The sequence below is a fragment of the Amycolatopsis panacis genome (genome assembly GCF_003600245.1).
Taxonomy (GTDB): Bacteria; Actinomycetota; Actinomycetes; order Mycobacteriales; family Pseudonocardiaceae; genus Amycolatopsis; species Amycolatopsis sulphurea.
On the sequence record NZ_QZFV01000083.1, the window covers coordinates 13,657 to 28,625 of the forward strand.

Annotated in this window: 16 protein-coding genes; 10 read left to right on the forward strand and 6 right to left on the reverse strand. The window is 67.8% G+C overall.

Annotation, left to right across the window (positions count from 1 at the left end):
* Positions 1-4 precede the first annotated feature (4 nt).
* A complete protein-coding gene (locus tag D5S19_RS15575; protein WP_120024065.1) occupies positions 5-472 on the reverse strand; it encodes a GtrA family protein in 468 nt (155 codons plus the stop codon).
* A 144-nt stretch (positions 473-616) separates the two neighbouring features.
* On the opposite strand from D5S19_RS15575, the gene D5S19_RS15580 reads away from it, so the two are divergent.
* The 8 genes from D5S19_RS15580 (at position 617) to D5S19_RS15615 (ending at position 7,145) form a co-directional block, all read left to right on the forward strand.
* Positions 617-1,987: an FAD-binding oxidoreductase gene (locus tag D5S19_RS15580; RefSeq protein ID WP_120024066.1), complete on the forward strand. Its 1,371-nt coding sequence runs from the start codon at positions 617-619 to the stop codon at positions 1,985-1,987.
* The gene (locus D5S19_RS15585) at positions 1,984-2,739 is read left to right on the forward strand and encodes a decaprenylphospho-beta-D-erythro-pentofuranosid-2-ulose 2-reductase (RefSeq protein WP_120024067.1); all 756 of its coding nucleotides are present in this window, start codon (positions 1,984-1,986) and stop codon (positions 2,737-2,739) included. Before D5S19_RS15580 ends, D5S19_RS15585 begins: the two co-directional genes overlap by 4 nt.
* 245 nt (positions 2,740-2,984) lie before the next feature.
* Positions 2,985-3,383 carry a hypothetical protein gene (locus tag D5S19_RS15590; protein WP_120024068.1) on the forward strand — a complete coding sequence of 133 codons (399 nt, stop codon included), beginning with the start codon at positions 2,985-2,987 and terminating at the stop codon, positions 3,381-3,383.
* The gene (locus D5S19_RS15595) at positions 3,380-3,985 is read left to right on the forward strand and encodes a DUF3558 domain-containing protein (RefSeq protein WP_120024069.1); all 606 of its coding nucleotides are present in this window, start codon (positions 3,380-3,382) and stop codon (positions 3,983-3,985) included. Before D5S19_RS15590 ends, D5S19_RS15595 begins: the two co-directional genes overlap by 4 nt.
* A 152-nt stretch (positions 3,986-4,137) precedes the next feature.
* A complete protein-coding gene (locus tag D5S19_RS15600) occupies positions 4,138-4,536 on the forward strand; it encodes a hypothetical protein (protein ID WP_120024070.1) in 399 nt (132 codons plus the stop codon).
* On the forward strand, positions 4,533-5,138 hold the full coding sequence (locus tag D5S19_RS15605; protein WP_120024071.1) for a DUF3558 domain-containing protein: 606 nt from the start codon (positions 4,533-4,535) through the stop codon (positions 5,136-5,138). The genes D5S19_RS15600 and D5S19_RS15605 overlap by 4 nt, the downstream gene beginning before the upstream one ends.
* Before the next feature lies 1 nt (position 5,139).
* Positions 5,140-6,423, forward strand: a complete 1,284-nt coding sequence (locus D5S19_RS15610) for a hypothetical protein (protein WP_120024072.1) — start codon at positions 5,140-5,142, stop codon at positions 6,421-6,423.
* On the forward strand, positions 6,420-7,145 hold the full coding sequence (locus D5S19_RS15615) for an ESX secretion-associated protein EspG (RefSeq protein WP_120024073.1): 726 nt from the start codon (positions 6,420-6,422) through the stop codon (positions 7,143-7,145). Before D5S19_RS15610 ends, D5S19_RS15615 begins: the two co-directional genes overlap by 4 nt.
* 18 nt (positions 7,146-7,163) lie before the next feature.
* Here D5S19_RS15615 and D5S19_RS32485 read toward each other — a convergent pair whose 3' ends face one another.
* The 4 genes from D5S19_RS32485 to glf form a co-directional block, all read right to left on the reverse strand.
* Positions 7,164-7,769 carry a hypothetical protein gene (locus tag D5S19_RS32485; protein WP_199730520.1) on the reverse strand — a complete coding sequence of 202 codons (606 nt, stop codon included), beginning with the start codon at positions 7,767-7,769 and terminating at the stop codon, positions 7,164-7,166.
* 156 nt (positions 7,770-7,925) lie between these two features.
* Entirely contained in the window at positions 7,926-8,936 is a 1,011-nt protein-coding gene (locus D5S19_RS15625) for a decaprenyl-phosphate phosphoribosyltransferase (RefSeq protein ID WP_120024074.1), read from the reverse strand.
* Positions 8,933-9,487, reverse strand: coding sequence for a phosphatase PAP2 family protein (locus D5S19_RS15630; protein WP_120024075.1), 555 nt, complete (start codon positions 9,485-9,487; stop codon positions 8,933-8,935). Before D5S19_RS15630 ends, D5S19_RS15625 begins: the two co-directional genes overlap by 4 nt.
* Positions 9,480-10,703 carry a UDP-galactopyranose mutase gene (gene glf, locus D5S19_RS15635; protein WP_120024076.1) on the reverse strand — a complete coding sequence of 408 codons (1,224 nt, stop codon included), beginning with the start codon at positions 10,701-10,703 and terminating at the stop codon, positions 9,480-9,482. Before glf ends, D5S19_RS15630 begins: the two co-directional genes overlap by 8 nt.
* Positions 10,704-10,791: 88 nt before the next feature.
* On the opposite strand from glf, the gene D5S19_RS15640 reads away from it, so the two are divergent.
* Positions 10,792-12,804, forward strand: coding sequence for a DUF6541 family protein (locus D5S19_RS15640; RefSeq protein ID WP_120024077.1), 2,013 nt, complete (start codon positions 10,792-10,794; stop codon positions 12,802-12,804).
* A gap of 190 nt (positions 12,805-12,994) precedes the next feature.
* Here D5S19_RS15640 and D5S19_RS15645 read toward each other — a convergent pair whose 3' ends face one another.
* Complete coding sequence (locus tag D5S19_RS15645) at positions 12,995-13,882, reverse strand: LLM class flavin-dependent oxidoreductase (protein WP_120024078.1); 888 nt, start codon at positions 13,880-13,882, stop codon at positions 12,995-12,997.
* Between the two features lie 81 nt (positions 13,883-13,963).
* Between D5S19_RS15645 and D5S19_RS15650 the strand changes: the two genes are divergently transcribed.
* Positions 13,964-14,764, forward strand: a complete 801-nt coding sequence (locus D5S19_RS15650) for an HAD family hydrolase (protein ID WP_120024112.1) — start codon at positions 13,964-13,966, stop codon at positions 14,762-14,764.
* Positions 14,765-14,969: the final 205 nt, after the last annotated feature.

The following is a 14,969-nucleotide window of genomic DNA, read 5'->3' on the forward strand; positions in this document are numbered from 1 at the left end:
GAACTCAGTTCTCCTTTACCGGCCGTTCACGGAACACGACCCATTTGAGCATCACGAAATTGATCACCGTAGCGCCGGCCTGCGAAACCACCCAGGCAAGCGTGGACTGCCACGCCGACACCGCCAGCACGTGCAGCATGAGCTGATTCACGCCGACCGCGACGAAGAACGTGACCACGTAAAGCAGGACGAAGCCGCCGATCTGGGCGCCTCCGTCCCGGCGGCCGCCGGCGAAGGTGAACCGGCGGTTGAGGAAGAACGCGGTGGTCGTGCCCACCACGAAGCTGCACGCACGGGCCACGTCCACCCACGGTACGGCATCCATGCCGATGGCCCTGAGCAGCGAATACGTCCCCAGATCAAGCAGGGCGCAGAACCCGCCGATCAGGCCGAAGCGGATCAGCTGCCCCAGCAGACCGGGGCCCGCCGGAGTCGCCGGCGTCGTCTCACTCTGCGGTTCGGTAGCCACCACGGAAATACCTTCTCGGCTTATTGCGTCGGTGTCCGTACGAGTCGTCACTGACGCGCGGACGCTTGTGCCTTGATGCGCAAAGTGTAGAAGCGGTCACTTCAGGGGCACGTCCCGGGCGGCATTCGGCGTGGCTACCCTGGTCGGGTGAGCCAACCACCCGAGACCACGCGCCGCACGCTGACCGGCTGGGCCCGCACCGCCGGGACCGTCGCCGACGTGCTGGCCACGCGCGACGTGGAGAAGATCGCCCGCGCGGTCACCTCCGCCGGCCCTCGCGGGGTCATCGCCCGCGGGCTCGGCCGGTCCTACGGCGACCCGGCGCAGAACGCCGGCGGCCTGGTGGTCGATCTGACCGTGCTCGACGAGATCCATTCGATCGACCCGGATAGCGGGCTGGTCGAGCTGGACGCCGGCGTGAGCCTCGACAAGCTGATGCGCGAGGCGCTGCCGTACGGCCTGTGGGTCCCGGTGCTGCCGGGCACCCGCCAGGTGACCGTCGGCGGCGCGATCGCCAACGACATCCACGGCAAGAACCACCACTCCGCGGGCAGCTTCGGCAACCACGTGGTTTCGCTGGACCTGCTCACCGCGGACGGCTCGATCCGCACGCTCACCCCCCAAGGCCCGGAAGCCGAGCTGTTCTGGGCGACGGTCGCGGGGATCGGGCTGACCGGGATCATCCTGCGCGCCACGATCCGGATGACCAAGACCGAGAGCGCCTACTTCATCGTCGACAACGACCGCACCGACGACCTGGACGGCACGCTGGCGCTGATCAGCGACGGCTCGGACGAGAACTACACGTATTCGTCGGTCTGGTTCGACACCATCAACAAGGGCCGCAAGCTCGGCCGGGGCGCGTTCGCCCGCGGTTCGCTGGCCAAGCTCGACGACCTCACGCCGAAGCAGCGCGCCGAGCCGCTGAAGTTCTCCGCGCCGCAGCTGCTCACCGTGCCGGACGTGTTCCCGAACGGGCTGATGAACAAGCTCTCGCTCAGCGCGATCGGCGAGTTCTACTACCGGTCCACCCCGAAGCACGGCCGGGGCGCGATCCAGAACATCACGGCCTTCTATCACATGCTCGACCTGGTCGGAGAGTGGAACCGCGGCTACGGCAGCAAGGGTTTTCTGCAGTACCAGTTCAGCACCCCGATCGGCGCGAACGAGGATCTCCGCCGGATCGTGGAAAAGGTCGCGCACTCCGGGCACTACTCGGCGCTGAACGTCTTCAAGCAGATGGGCAAGGGCAACCGCGCGCCGCTGTCGTTCCCCGACACCGGCTGGATGGTCTGCCTCGACTTCCCGATCAAGCCGGGACTCAGCGCCCTCTGCCGGGAGCTGGACGAGCTGGTCCTCGCCGCGGGCGGACGGCTCTACACCGCCAAGGACTCCCGCACCTCGCCGGAGACCTTCGCCCGGATGTACCCGCGGCTGGAGGAATGGCGGAAGATCCGCGCAGCCGTTGACCCCGAAGGCGTTTTCGCCTCTGACATGAGCCGGAGGCTCGCACTGTGATCGACGCGGTCGGAAATCCCCAGTCCCTGCTGCTGCTCGGCGGCACGTCCGACATCGCGCTGGCGATCGCGGAGAAGTACCTCGCCGAGAAGCCGCTGCGCGTCGTGCTCGCCGCGCGGCAGTCGCCCCGGTTGGAGGCCGCGGCGCAGCGGCTGAAGGACCGTGGCGCGGAGGTGTCCACAGTGGTCTTCGACGCGAAGGACACCGCTTCGCACCCGAAGGTGCTCGACGCGGCCTTCGCCGACGGGGACATCGACGTGACCGTCGTCGCCTTCGGCCTGCTCGGCGATCCCGAAGAGGTCTGGCAGGACCACGCGAAGGCAGTCGAGCTGGCCACGGTGAACTACGCGTCCGCGGTGTCGGTAGGCGTGGCGCTGGCGGAGAAGCTCAAGACGCAGGGCCACGGCCGGATCATCGCGCTGTCCTCGGTGGCCGGCGAGCGCGTACGCCGGTCGAACTTCCTGTACGGCTCGACGAAGGCCGGCTTCGACGGCTTCTACCTCGGCCTCGGCGAAGCGCTCGCGCCCTACGGCGTGAAGGCCACCGTGGTCCGTCCCGGGCACGTGAAGACCAAGATGACCGAAGGGCTCAAGCCCGCCCCGCTGTCGGTGACCGCGGAACAGGTCGCCGATATCGCCGTGGACGCCTCCCGCCGTGGCAAGGAGCTGGTCTGGGCGCCCGCCCCGATGCGCCTGATGATGTCCATCCTGCGGCACGTGCCCCGGCCGATCTTCCGGAAGCTGCCCATCTGAGGCCCGGCTTCCGAACGAACCCCCGAACGTTCCGGTCACCGGATGTTCGGGGGTTCTTTCGTCTGCGGACCCTTGCATTTGCGTCCAGGGCAGGTGAAATCAGAATATAAATACCTATGGAAAATGCGTCTAAAGCATTTATGTCTAGCCGTCTGACGATTTTCTGGAATACCCCACACGCGCGGTCACAGATCCGCTACCTTGTTGTCTGTAATCAATTGCAGACACCGCGCCGAGGGGGCACTGTGTTCGAGGACGTCGGGTTCACTGTCGCGACCGGAGAAGCCAGGGCAAGCGCGCCGGACGGCTTCGTCCTGGAGCCCGACGAAGCGAAACAGCTCCTCAAGAAACTGCTTGGCATCCGAGCCAGGCAGCTGAAAATGAAGGATGCGGTGGCCGACCTGTGCGGGATAACTGCCCCGTCGAAGGACCCCTCGACCCTCGCAGCACACGTCGCACTGGTCGGCGACGGCGCAGGAAAACTCGGGGCATACTCCTACGGCGGCGGCCACGTCGACCTCCAGCTGGCCTACCTGAACGAATTGATCCAGCGCATTGAAGCCGCACTGGGCATGACCAAGTCGAGCGACCATCAGCAGACCGACCTCCTGAGCAGTGTCAGCCCCCAGGAAAAGACGAAATGAACCGCCGCGCTCCCTTCATCATGCTGATCTCGGCGACGATGCTCACTGCCTGCACCAGCATCACACCCGGCATCCCGAGCCCCGCGAGCAATCCCATGCTGCTCAAGGAAATACCGCCCTATGGCGGCGCACCCAAAGTCCCGCACCCACTACCGGACTCCGTGCTGTCCGGCAGCCCCTGCGAAGCACTCAGCCCAGAACAGATTCACGACGACATCGGGCCCGGAATCCCCGGAAAAATCGAGGACGGTGCCCTCGGACCGGTATGCAGCTGGGACGGCAACGGCGGGTCAGTGTTGTTGATCTATTTCACGACTACGCAGCACGAAGGCCTGAGCATCATCTACAAGCAGGTCAAGTCCCAGATGAAACGGTTCGACGTACTCCCACCCATCCAGGGCTTCCCCGCCGTGGCCTACGACACCCAGCCAGGACCGAAAACCCAGAGCTGCCATCTCACGGTCGGGCTGTCCGACACCCTCGACTTCCAGATCGGGCTCGGCCTCGGCAGCTACAATGTCGGCAAAGTCGACTCCTGCGACATCGCAGCCATCATCGCCGACCACGTGGTCACCACACTCAAAGCGAAAGCGGGACGCTGACATGGACCCGGCCGACATCGCCAAGCAACGGCGCAGATGCTCGCCTACCCGATCTCCGCCTGATGGTTTTCCGAAACGGCCCACACGCGGGGTACCAGATCCACTACTCTGATGTCTGTAATCAATTGCAGACACCGCGCCGAGGGGGCACTGTGTTCGAGGACGTCGGGTTCACTGTCGCGACCGGAGAAGCCAGGGCAAGCGCGCCGGACGGCTTCGTCCTGGAGCCCGACGAAGCGAAACAGCTCCTCAAAAATCTGAAGGACATCCGAGACAGGCAGCGAAAAATGAAGGCCGCGGTGGCCAACCTGTGCGGGATAACTGCCCCGTCGAAGGACCCCTCGACCCTCGCAGCACACGTCGCGCTGGTCGGCGACGGCGCAGGAAAACTCGGGGCGTACTCCTACGGCGGCGGCCACGTCGACCTTCAACTGGCCTACCTGAACGAATTGATCCAGCGCATTGAAGCCGCACTGGGCATGACCAAGTCGAGCGACCATCAGCAGACCGACCTATTGAACACTGTCAGCCCCCAGGAAAAGACGAAATGAACCGCCGCGCTCCCTTCATCATGCTGATCTCGGCGACGATGCTCACTGCCTGCACCAGCATCACTCCTGGCATTCCGAGCCCCGCGAGCAATCCCATGCTGCTCAAGGAAATACCGCCCTATGGCGGCGCACCCAAAGTCGCGCACCCACTACCGGACTCCGTGCTGTCCGGCAGCCCCTGCGAAGCACTCAGCCCGAAACAGATTCACGACGACATCGGGCCCGGAATCCCCGGAAAAATCGAGGACGGTGCCCTCGGGCCGGTATGCAGCTGGGGCGGCGGGAGCGGGTCACTGCTAATGATCTATTTCACGACTACGCAACACGAAGGCCTGAGCATCATCTACAAGCAGGTCAAATCCCAGATGAAACGGTTCGACGTACTCCCACCCATCCAGGGCTTCCCCGCCGTGGCCTACGACACCCAGCCAGGACCGAGAACCCGGGACTGCCATCTCACGGTCGGGCTCGCCGACACCCTCGACTTCCAAATCGGGCTCAGCCTCGGCGACTACAACGCCGGCAAAGTCGACTCCTGCGACATCGCAGCCATCATCGCCGACCACGTGGTCACCACACTCAAAGCGAAAGCGGGGCGCTGACATGGATCCGGCCGACATCGCCAAGCAATACTTCCAGCTGCACAAGGAACTGACCGTGCCGATCGAGGAGATTGTGCAGCAGATCCAGGGTGGCAATTCCCGCGACTGGCACCGTGGCATCGACATGGCCCGGAAAATGGCCACTGATCAGGAAGCGCTCAGCCAGGACGTCTCGACGGCACTGGGCAGCCTCGAATCGGTCTGGCAGGGTGCCGCGGCCGATCAGGTTTCCGGGCGGTTGCAGAAAGTCCGGGCCTCGATGCTCGACGCGCACCAGACCTTTCTGGACAACGGCAGCACCCACACCACGACCACGACGCTGTACGACAACCTCCGCAACCAGATGGCACAGATGCCCGCCAAGCCCGATCTCGCGCCCGCCGCCGGGAAGAGCTGGTACGAGTACGACCATATGTGGCAGCTGGTGGAGTACACCGCGGCAGCGGACGAAAGCCTTCAGCAGTACCAGCAATTCACCAACCAGACCCAGGGGAACACCGGCCGGCTCAAGTCGGATTACGGGCAGATCGGCGCTTACGACGGCGGTGACGTCCGCATCGAGCAGCAACCCGACGCGCAGCACCAACCGGCGGCGGGCAAACCCGGCGGCAGTGTCCCCAGTGCCACCCATCGTGGGGTCATCGGCGGTGACCTGCCCGGTATTGGCACCAGCGCCGGACATCCGGGCGGGCCAGCCGGACCCGGCGGGCCCGATGGCGTAAACGGGCCTGGCGGGCTGGGTGGGACGAGCGGCGCGAACCCAACGCATGGGCCGGGAAGCGACCGCACGACCGCTGCGGGCTATCAGCCACCGCCCGTCCAGCCTGGCTTCGCACCGCCGTCGTGGGGTGGGTATCAGCCTGGCGCCGGTGGTTCCGGCACGCCGGGATTCGGCCCCGGCGGATTCGGCACGGGCGGGTTCGGCCCCGGTGAATTCGGGGCAGGGGCAGGCGGATTCGGCCCCGGGACAACGTCGTTCGGCAGAGGTGGGGTCGCCTCTGGCCCCGGCGAAGGACCGGCGACCCGCAGTCCCGGCAATTCCTCGGGCGCGCGGACCGGCACCGGAGAACCCGGCGCCCGCACCGGATCCATGCGCGGTGGCGCGGCCGGTGAACGCGGGCTGCCCGGCGCGGGAGCGGCGGCGGGCGGGCGTGGCGGCAAAAAGGAGGAAGACGCCGAGCACGATCGCAAGTACGTCCTCGACACCGACGACATCTTCACCGACGAGCACCTCGTCGACCCGGTCACCGGGCTTCGCTCCGCACCGCCCACGCTCGGCGCATGATCACGCCGGAGCGAGCGGTCATGCTGCCCGCGCCCGCGCTCGGCCTCGCCTGGGACATGCTCGACCTCGGCCCGCCGCACCGGATCTTCGGTTCGGCACGGTTCTGGGCCGACGCCGGCGCACGGCGCGAACTGCACGCTGCGACCATCGATCTGCTCACCGAGTTCGGCCTCGCCGACCGGGGCGCGCCGACCCCAGGATGGCGGGCAACGCTCCAGCTGATCGCGTACGCCGAGGCCGAGTACTACACGTGGTCAGGCTGGGCGGACGGAACCCGCCGGGCGGCGCTGGTCGCGCAGCGAGCGCAGGACGCGGTGCTGGTACTGGTGCGGGAGGAGGACGGCGGCACCGTCGAGATCCGCCCGATCCCGCCAGACCGGCCGGCCACCGCGCTGCTGGACACGCTGCCCCCGCTGCCGGGCGCTACCGTGCGCCGGGTGTCGGTGACCTCCCCGTCCGAAACGGCGCCGGACCTGTTCGACGAGCGTGACAGCCACGAGTACCTCACCGCGGTACTGAACCTCCCGCAGGAAGCCGTGCACCAGCTGTACGTGGCACGTCGTGCCCACGGCCGCCGTCTCAGCGGTGGCCCGATCACCGCGCTCGACCTCGAAACCGGCCGGGTGCTGACCTACCCGACCGCCGACGGCCGGGTCGAGCTGATCCCGGGCGATCCGCGGGCGGTCGTGAAGATCCTCAACGACGCGATCGAAGCGCTGTGACCGTCGGCTGAACGAGCGTCAGGTACCGCTGCCCGTTCCGGTACCGCTGCCGTTCCCGCCGTTCTGCTGGCCGCCGGGGCCTTGCCGCTGGATCGGAGCCCGGCCCCGGAAATGGTGGTCGCCGCGGTGCTGGCTCATGGTGGGGTGACCGGGGTGGTACGTGGCGGCCATAACGCCGCCCACGACGCCTCCGCCGACGGCCAGCCCGAGCACCCCGACTGCGACCAGCTGCGTGACCCGGTTGCCGACAAAGCGCCGGAAGCCGCCGGGGCGAGGTGGTGGCATCGGCACGCCCCACTGCTGCCCGGCGGGCGGCTGCGGAGGTGGCGGGGGCGGCGGGGGCGGCGGCGCGGCCTGCCCCTGCGCACCTGGGCTAGGCGCGCCCTCACCCTGCGCACCTGGGCTGGGTGCGCCCTGGCCCTGCACACCCGGGGTTGGCACGCCGTGGCCCGGCGCACCCTGCCCCTGCACGCCCTGGCCCGGCGCGGCGGCCGGTTCCGCAGCGGAGGCCGCCGACGAGTGGAGTTCCCGGGTCTGCTCGTTCGCCGAGCCGATGACTTCTTCTGGGCCGGACGCCGGGGCAGGGCCGGCGCCCTCCCGTGGTTCGGGGGTTTGGTCGTTCATTGCGGGTTCCTCCGGCTCCGAACGTGGGAACACACTGTTCCCACCCCTTGAGGATGACCGCCGATGCTGTGCGGAGCCTGAACCCCAGCTGTGCATAAAGGCTGTGAAGGGACCCTTCACGGACGCTGAGGCTGTGAAGGGTCCCTTCACAGCGGGTTAGAGGTAGAACGAGAGGAACAGGGTCAGGACCCAGCTGGCCCCGAGGACCTGTAGCACCCGGTCCTTGAGGGCGATCTCGTCGGGCGCGCCGGCGTTGCCGCCGTCCACGTCGACCGCGTAGCGCAGTACCGCGATCACGAACGGGACCATGGACACCACGGCCCACACCGAGTTGTGCTCGGTCTGGCGGATCTCGAACGCCCACAGGCAGTAGGACATGATCAGGATGGCCGCCGAGGTGGCCCAGACGAACCGCAGGTAGCTCGCCGAGTATTTCTTCAGCGAGGAGCGGATCTTCGCCCCGGTGCGCTCGAAGAGCATGATCTCCGCGTATCGCTTGCCCGCCACCATGAACAGCGAGCCGAACGCGGTGACCAGCAGGAACCACTGCGACATCGCGATTCCGCCGGCCACACCGCCGGCGATCGAGCGCATCAGGAAACCGGACCCGACGATGGCCAGGTCGACCACCGGCTGGTGCTTGAGCCCGAAGCAGTAGGCCAGCTGCACCGCTTCGTACACCGCGAGCACGACGGCCAGCTGCCAGCTCGCGGCGAAGGACACCGCGAGCCCGGCGACCAGGAATCCTGCCGCGGCCGCGTAGGCCACGCCGACCGGCACGATCCCGGCCGCGATCGGCCGGTTCCGCTTGGTCGGGTGCGCGCGATCGGCTTCGACGTCGACCGCGTCGTTGATGAGGTAGACCGACGAGGCAGTGAGCGAGAACGCCACGAACGCGATCAACGCGTCGATGGCCAGTTCGGTGCGGTTCGTCGCCTTGGAAAAAGCGAAGAACGGCGCAGCGAAGACCAGTACGTTCTTCACCCACTGCTTCGGCCGGGCCGTCTTGACCACGCCGAGCACCAGGCCAAGTGGGCTCGGATTGGCCGAGACGGGCGCTGTGGGTGGGATGGGGGCGTCGACCGACTCCGCGTGCTCCGCCGGAGTCGCCTCGGCGCCTTCGGCGGCCGCTGCGTTCTCGGCTCGCTCGTCGGTCGTTTCGCTCATCGCCTTCCACACTTCTTTCGGGAGGTGCCGCGGGGCTCGGCCTTGGTCAGCCGCCTGCGAAGCAGACCGCCGAGGACACCCCCGAGCGCAGCTCCGGCCAGGACGTCGGTCGGGTAGTGGACGCCGAGCAGCAGTCGCGAGGCCAGCATCGGCGGTACGAGGGCGGGCACCAGGTTACGCCCGGTCAACCCGGAGTAAAGCACCGCCGCCGCCGTGGTCGAGGTGGCGTGGGAGGACGGGAAGCTCAGCTTGCTCGGCGTCCCCACCAGCACCTCGACACTTTCGTGGTCCGGACGGCGCCGCCGGACCACCCGCTTGACCGCGATCGAGGCGGCGTGCGCGCCCACCACCCCGGCCGAGGCGAGCAGCCAGTCCTTGCGCCGCTCGCGGTCCACCGCCGCGCCGACGAGTCCGAGCGCGAACCAGCCCGCGCTGTGCTCGCCGAACAGCGACATACCCCGCGCGACCTGCACGGTGCCGGGCTTCTTCAGGACGCCCTGTGCCTTGGCGAGGACCGCGACTTCACCGCGCGGGGTGTCCTTCTCAAGCATCGATGGACCCGTCGAGCGGAGCACCGTCGGTCAGGTGCGGCGCGATCTTGTTGTCGAACATCGACAGCGCCGAACCGATCGCCATGTGCATGTCGAGGTACTTGTAGGTACCCAGCCGGCCGCCGAAGAGCACGTTCTTCTCGCGCGCCTCGGCCTTGGCCAGCTCGCGGTAGCTTTCCAGCTTCTCGCGGTTCTCCGGCGTGTTGATCGGGTAGTACGGCTCGTCTTCTTCTTTCGCGAAACGGGAGTACTCGCGGAAGATGACCGTCTTGTCCTTGGGGTAGTCCCGCTCCGGGTGGAAGTGCCGGAACTCGATGATGCGGGTGTAGGGGATTTCCTGGTCGTTGTAGTTGACCACCGAGGTGCCTTGAAAATCACCGGTCGGCGCGACCTCGGATTCGAAGTCGACGGTGCGCCAGGTGAACCGGCCCGCCGAGTAGCCGAAGTAGCGGTCCAGCGGTCCGGTGTAGACGGTCGGGGTGCCCGCCGGAATGTGCTCGCGCACGTCGAAGTAGTCGACGTTCAGCCGGATCTCGATGTTCTCGTGCTCGGCCATCTTCTTCAGCCAGGCGGTGTATCCCTCGACCGGCAGGCCTTCGTAGGTGTCGTTGAAGTAGCGGTTGTCGAACGTGTAGCGGACCGGCAGCCGGGTGATGATGTTGGCGCCGAGGTCCTTGGGGTCGTTCTCCCACTGCTTCGCGGTGTACCCGCGGATGAACGCCTCATAGAGCGGGCGGCCGACCAGCGAGATGGCCTTTTCCTCAAGGTTCTGCGCGTCCTCGGTCCGGAATTCCGAAGCCTGCTTCGCGATCAGCTCGCGGGCCTCGTCCGGCGTGTGCGATTTGCCGAAGAACTGGTTGATCAGGCCCAGGTTCATCGGGAACGAGTAGACCTGGTCCTCGACCTTCGCGAACACCCGGTGCTGGTAGCCGGTGAACTCGGTGAAGCGGTTGACGTACTCCCACACGCGCTTGTTCGAGGTGTGGAACAGGTGCGCGCCGTACTTGTGCACCTCGATGCCGGTTTCCGGGTCGGGCTCGGAGTAGGCGTTGCCACCGAGGTGGCTCCGCCGCTCGAGCACGAGCACCTTCTTCCCGAGCTCGGCCGCGGCGCGTTCGGCGACGGTCAGCCCGAAGAAACCGGACCCAACGACGATGAGGTCGTAACCGGCGAACTCGTCTTCAGTAATCTTGGCGGGGTTCGTGTGCTCGCTCACGGGCGCCCAGGGTACGCAGTACTGACACCGCGGCCCGAACCGACCTCGGCATACCGCCAGGTTTTACCCACACCACACATAGAGAACCATGCCTGCACCGGACACCTTCTGGAGCTATCTCGGCGCGATCGCCACGTACGTGGCCGTGCTGGCGGTTCCCGGCGGCCTGATCGGCCGCGCGGCCGGACTGCGCGGCTGGGCACTGGCCGGCCTCGCCCCCCTGCTCAGCTACGCCGTCACCGGCTTGGCCGGCCCCTGGCTGGCGAAAGCCGGCCTGCCCTACAACGTGCTCACTACGGCCGCCTGCACCGTGCTGCTGGCAGCCCTCGCGTACGGCGCGAGACGGCTCTTGATCGCCCGCGGCCTGCTTCGCGCAGGCGCCGAGGAACCGCCGATTGGCTGGACCAATCGGGAGCACTGGGCGGTCGCTGCCTGCGTCGTGGTCGCGACGGGGATATCGATCGCCGTGGTGCTCTCCGCGCGCGAAGGCACCAGCGCGGTGTTCCAGCGCTGGGACACCGTGTACCACGCGAACGGCATTCGCTACATCGCCGAGACCGGCGACGGCTCGCTCACCGGTATGGGCAAGATCAACTGGTACCCCGACGGCTCCTTCTATCCGAACGGCTACCACCTGGTCGGCGCGCTGGTGTACCAGATCTCCGGGGCGAGCATCCCGGCCACGCTCAACGCGCTCACCATGCCGATCGCGGGCCTCTTCGCGTTGTCGATGGTCGCGTTGATCCGTCAGCTCGGCGGGCGCGCGGTGTTCGCCGGCTGTGCCGCTCTCGTCGCCGTAGGAGCGACCACGGGCGCGTACGAGTCGGTGTCGAGCGGCCTGCTGCCGTACGCGCTGGGCATCGTGCTCACGCCGCTCGCAGTGGTCGCGTTGCAGCGTTTCCTCGTACGGCCGGGCGTCGACACCGGGCTGGTGCTCGCACTCACGGCAGACGGGCTGCTGAGCGCGCACTCAAGCGCGTTGTTCGGAGCGGTGCTCTTGGCGTTCCCGTTGGTGATCCAGCGCTGGTATCGCTCGCTTCGGCGGCTACCGGTGGACGGTGTGCCGGAAGGGCGCTCCGTGGGCCGGGTAATCGGTATGGACCTCGTGTACATGGTGCCGGTGATGGTGGCCAGCGTGCTGCTGGCCGTGCCGCAGATCTTCGGCGCGATCGGCTTCACGTCCGGCTCCTACCCGTACTACGGGTGGAACTCGAACCTGTCGATCCCGGTGTCGCTGAAGCTGCTGGGCACCTTCCAGCAGGTCCTGAATCGGCCGCTGATCTGGCTCACCGTGCTGCTGGTGCTCGGCGTGCTGACCTTCCACCGGCTCGGCCGGATGCGCTGGGTGGGGCTGGCCGCGCTCGGACTCTCCGCGTTCTTCGTGCTCGTCGCGTCCTTCGGCTACCTGCCGTGGGTGGTTTCGCTGTCGCGCCCCTGGTGGAACGACCGCTACCGGCTGATGGCGCTGGCCGCGATCCCGCTGTGCCTGCTCGCCGGGCATGGGATGGCGGAGCTGCAACGGTGGATCGCCCGGCTGGTCCGCCGCGGCAGCTGGGCCCGCGCCCGGCCAAAGGTACGGACGCGGCTGGGTGCCGCGACCGCGGTGCTGGTGGTGGTCGCCACGACCGTGCTGACCGGCGGGTTCTACCGCAGCGCGAACGCCACCGCGGTGTCCTACCTGTACTACAACGGCCGGGAGGGCGAGGTCACTCCGCCGGTAAGCGCGGACGAGATCGCGGCCATCGCACACCTCGGCACGATGGGCATCGGGCCGCACGAGAAGGTGCTGAACGACCGGCTGGACGGCACAGCGTGGATGTACGCGCTGAGCGGTGTGCACCCGGTCGCCGGCCACTACGACGGCGGTGGCCGGATCTCGCCGGACGCGACGTACCTGGCCCTGCACTTCCGCGACTACGACACCGATCCGGAGGTCCGCGCGGCAGTGCACCGGCTGGACGTGCACCACGTGCTGATCGGCAGCGGCACGATCGTCAAAAACGCCCCGCTCGCTCCCGGTCTGACCGGCCTGGACGGCCGTGACTTCCTGCGTCTGGACTACCGCAATCGGGGGGCTGCGATCTACACGATCCTGCGGTAACGGCTCCTCGTGATCGCGGCTCCCCCACCACCACGATCACGAGGAGTTCCTCCCCAAGCCCCCGCCGGGTGAGAAGACGACGTCCCCCGGCGCCGCTCCCCCTCTTCTCACCGCGTGCACGCCGTTGCGCGCGCGGAGGTTTCCCGGCCCGCTCCGTATCACCCGAATGGACTAGCCCGCGTCCGGACGTCTACTTCTCCGGCAGCTCCGGGAGCACCGAATCGACAACCTGCTCCAGCACCGACTCATGGCCTTCGTATGGCCCGCTGGAACGCGGCCAGTGCGAGATCACGTCGGTGAAGCCCAGCGCGTTGGCCCGCTCGACGCCCTCGCGGAACGCGGCCACGCTGCTCAGCGAATACGTCGGCGACGCGTCCAGTGACAAGTACCGCTGCATCGTGGAACCGTCGCGGCCGGCGTCTTCGAGGCGCTGGTCGAACACCTTCACCAGGTCTGCGACGCCCTGCCACCATTCGTCCGGGGTGCTGCCGCCACGGCCGGTGGTGACCCAGCCGGCGCCGAAGCGGGCGGCCAGCGTCATCGTGCGCGGGCCGTTCGCCGCCACCACGAACGGCAGTCGCGGCCGCTGCACCGTACCGGGCAGGTTCCGCGCGCCGACCGCGGTGAAGTACTCGCCGGAGTAGTCGAAGCGGTCGGTCATCAGCAGGCCGTCGAGCGCTTCGGCAAACTCGGTGAAGCGGTCGACCCGCTGCCGGTTGGTGAGCCGGGGTCCGCCGAGGACCTGCACGTCGTACTCCCCGTGTTCGACCCCGGCACCGACGCCGAGCACGAACCGGCCGTCGGACACGTCGTCCAGGGTGATCAGCTCGCGCGCGAAGGGCACCGGGTGCCGCGCGACCGGCGACGCGACGAACGTGCCCAGCCGGATCCGCGACGTGACCATCGCGGCCGCGGTGAGCGTGGGTACCGCGGAGAACCACGGACCGTCCACCAGTGACCGCCAGCCGAGGTGGTCGTAGGTCCACGCGTGGTCGAAGCCGTACTCCTCGGCGGCCCGCCACTTCGGCTCGGCCGCCCACCAACGATCTTCCGGAAGGATCACGATGCCTGCTCGCACGAAGTCCGACCGTAGTGCCCGACACAGACATTCGCTCAAACGGGCGGCTCCCGGGACACTGTAGGAGTGGAGAAACCCCGGTTGGTCGCGTCCGACGTCGACGGCACCCTGCTCGGTCCCAGTGAAACGCTCACCGAACGCACTGTCGGCATGGTGCGCCGAGTGCTCGACGACGAGGTGCCGTTCGTGTTGTGCACCGGTCGGCCGCCGCGGTGGATCGCACCGGTCGCCGGCCCACTCGGCCTCACCGGGTACGCGGTCTGCGCGAACGGCGCCGTGCTGCTCGACATCGGCGCGGACACCGTCGTCGAGGTGCACGGGCAGCTCGAGCCGGTGCTATTGCACGAGCTGGCCAGTGCGCTCGACAAGGCGCTGCCCGGATGCCGGCTGGCGGCCGAGCGGATCGAAACCGGCCCGGCGGACCACGACCTGCGCAACTTCGTGATCGAGCCGGACTACCACAACCCCTGGGGCGACGACGAGGGCCGCGTGGCGATGCGCGGCGAGGTGCTCGGCAAGCCGGCGATCAAACTGCTGGTCAGCCGCCGCGGGATGACCTCGGAGGAGATGGCCGGGGCGGTGCGCGCGGTGCTCGACGATTCGGTGGACGTCACGTACTCGTCCTCGGGCGGGCTGATCGAACTGGCCGCGCACGGGGTCACCAAGGCGCTCGGCCTCGCCGACATCGCGGAACGCTTCGCGGTCTCCGCCGAGGCCGTGATCTCCTTCGGCGACATGCCCAACGACGTGGAGATGCTCCGCTGGTCCGGGCACGGCGTCGCGATGGCGAACGGGCACCCGCAAGCGCTGGCCGCCGCGGACGAGGTGACCGGGCCGGTCACCGAGGACGGCGTCGCCCAAGTCCTGGACCGCTGGTTCTGACCGCCCGGGGAAAAGCTGTGAAGGGCACCTTCACGGACTCAGAGTCCAGGGTGTCGGCAAAGTCGGTCGGGGACCCGGCAGTGGGCGATGCGGAGGTGTGTGCGACCACCTCGTAGCGTGCGCCGGACCGGTTTCGGGTCCGTGAAGGGACCCTTCACAGACTCAGAGTCCGTGAAGGGTCCCTTCACAGACCTCTACACCGACT

Excerpts from the sequence above, each read along its gene's own strand:
- D5S19_RS15595 (WP_120024069.1), top strand. The coding sequence starts at position 3,380 with ATGAACCGCCGCGCTCCCTTCATCATGCTGATCTCGGCGACGATGCTC.
- D5S19_RS15605 (WP_120024071.1), top strand. The coding sequence starts at position 4,533 with ATGAACCGCCGCGCTCCCTTCATCATGCTGATCTCGGCGACGATGCTC.
- D5S19_RS15610 (WP_120024072.1), top strand. The coding sequence starts at position 5,140 with ATGGATCCGGCCGACATCGCCAAGCAATACTTCCAGCTGCACAAGGAA.
- D5S19_RS15615 (WP_120024073.1), top strand. The coding sequence starts at position 6,420 with ATGATCACGCCGGAGCGAGCGGTCATGCTGCCCGCGCCCGCGCTCGGC.
- D5S19_RS32485 (WP_199730520.1), bottom strand. The coding sequence starts at position 7,769 with ATGAACGACCAAACCCCCGAACCACGGGAGGGCGCCGGCCCTGCCCCG.
- D5S19_RS15625 (WP_120024074.1), bottom strand. The coding sequence starts at position 8,936 with ATGAGCGAAACGACCGACGAGCGAGCCGAGAACGCAGCGGCCGCCGAA.
- D5S19_RS15630 (WP_120024075.1), bottom strand. The coding sequence starts at position 9,487 with ATGCTTGAGAAGGACACCCCGCGCGGTGAAGTCGCGGTCCTCGCCAAG.
- D5S19_RS15640 (WP_120024077.1), top strand. The coding sequence starts at position 10,792 with ATGCCTGCACCGGACACCTTCTGGAGCTATCTCGGCGCGATCGCCACG.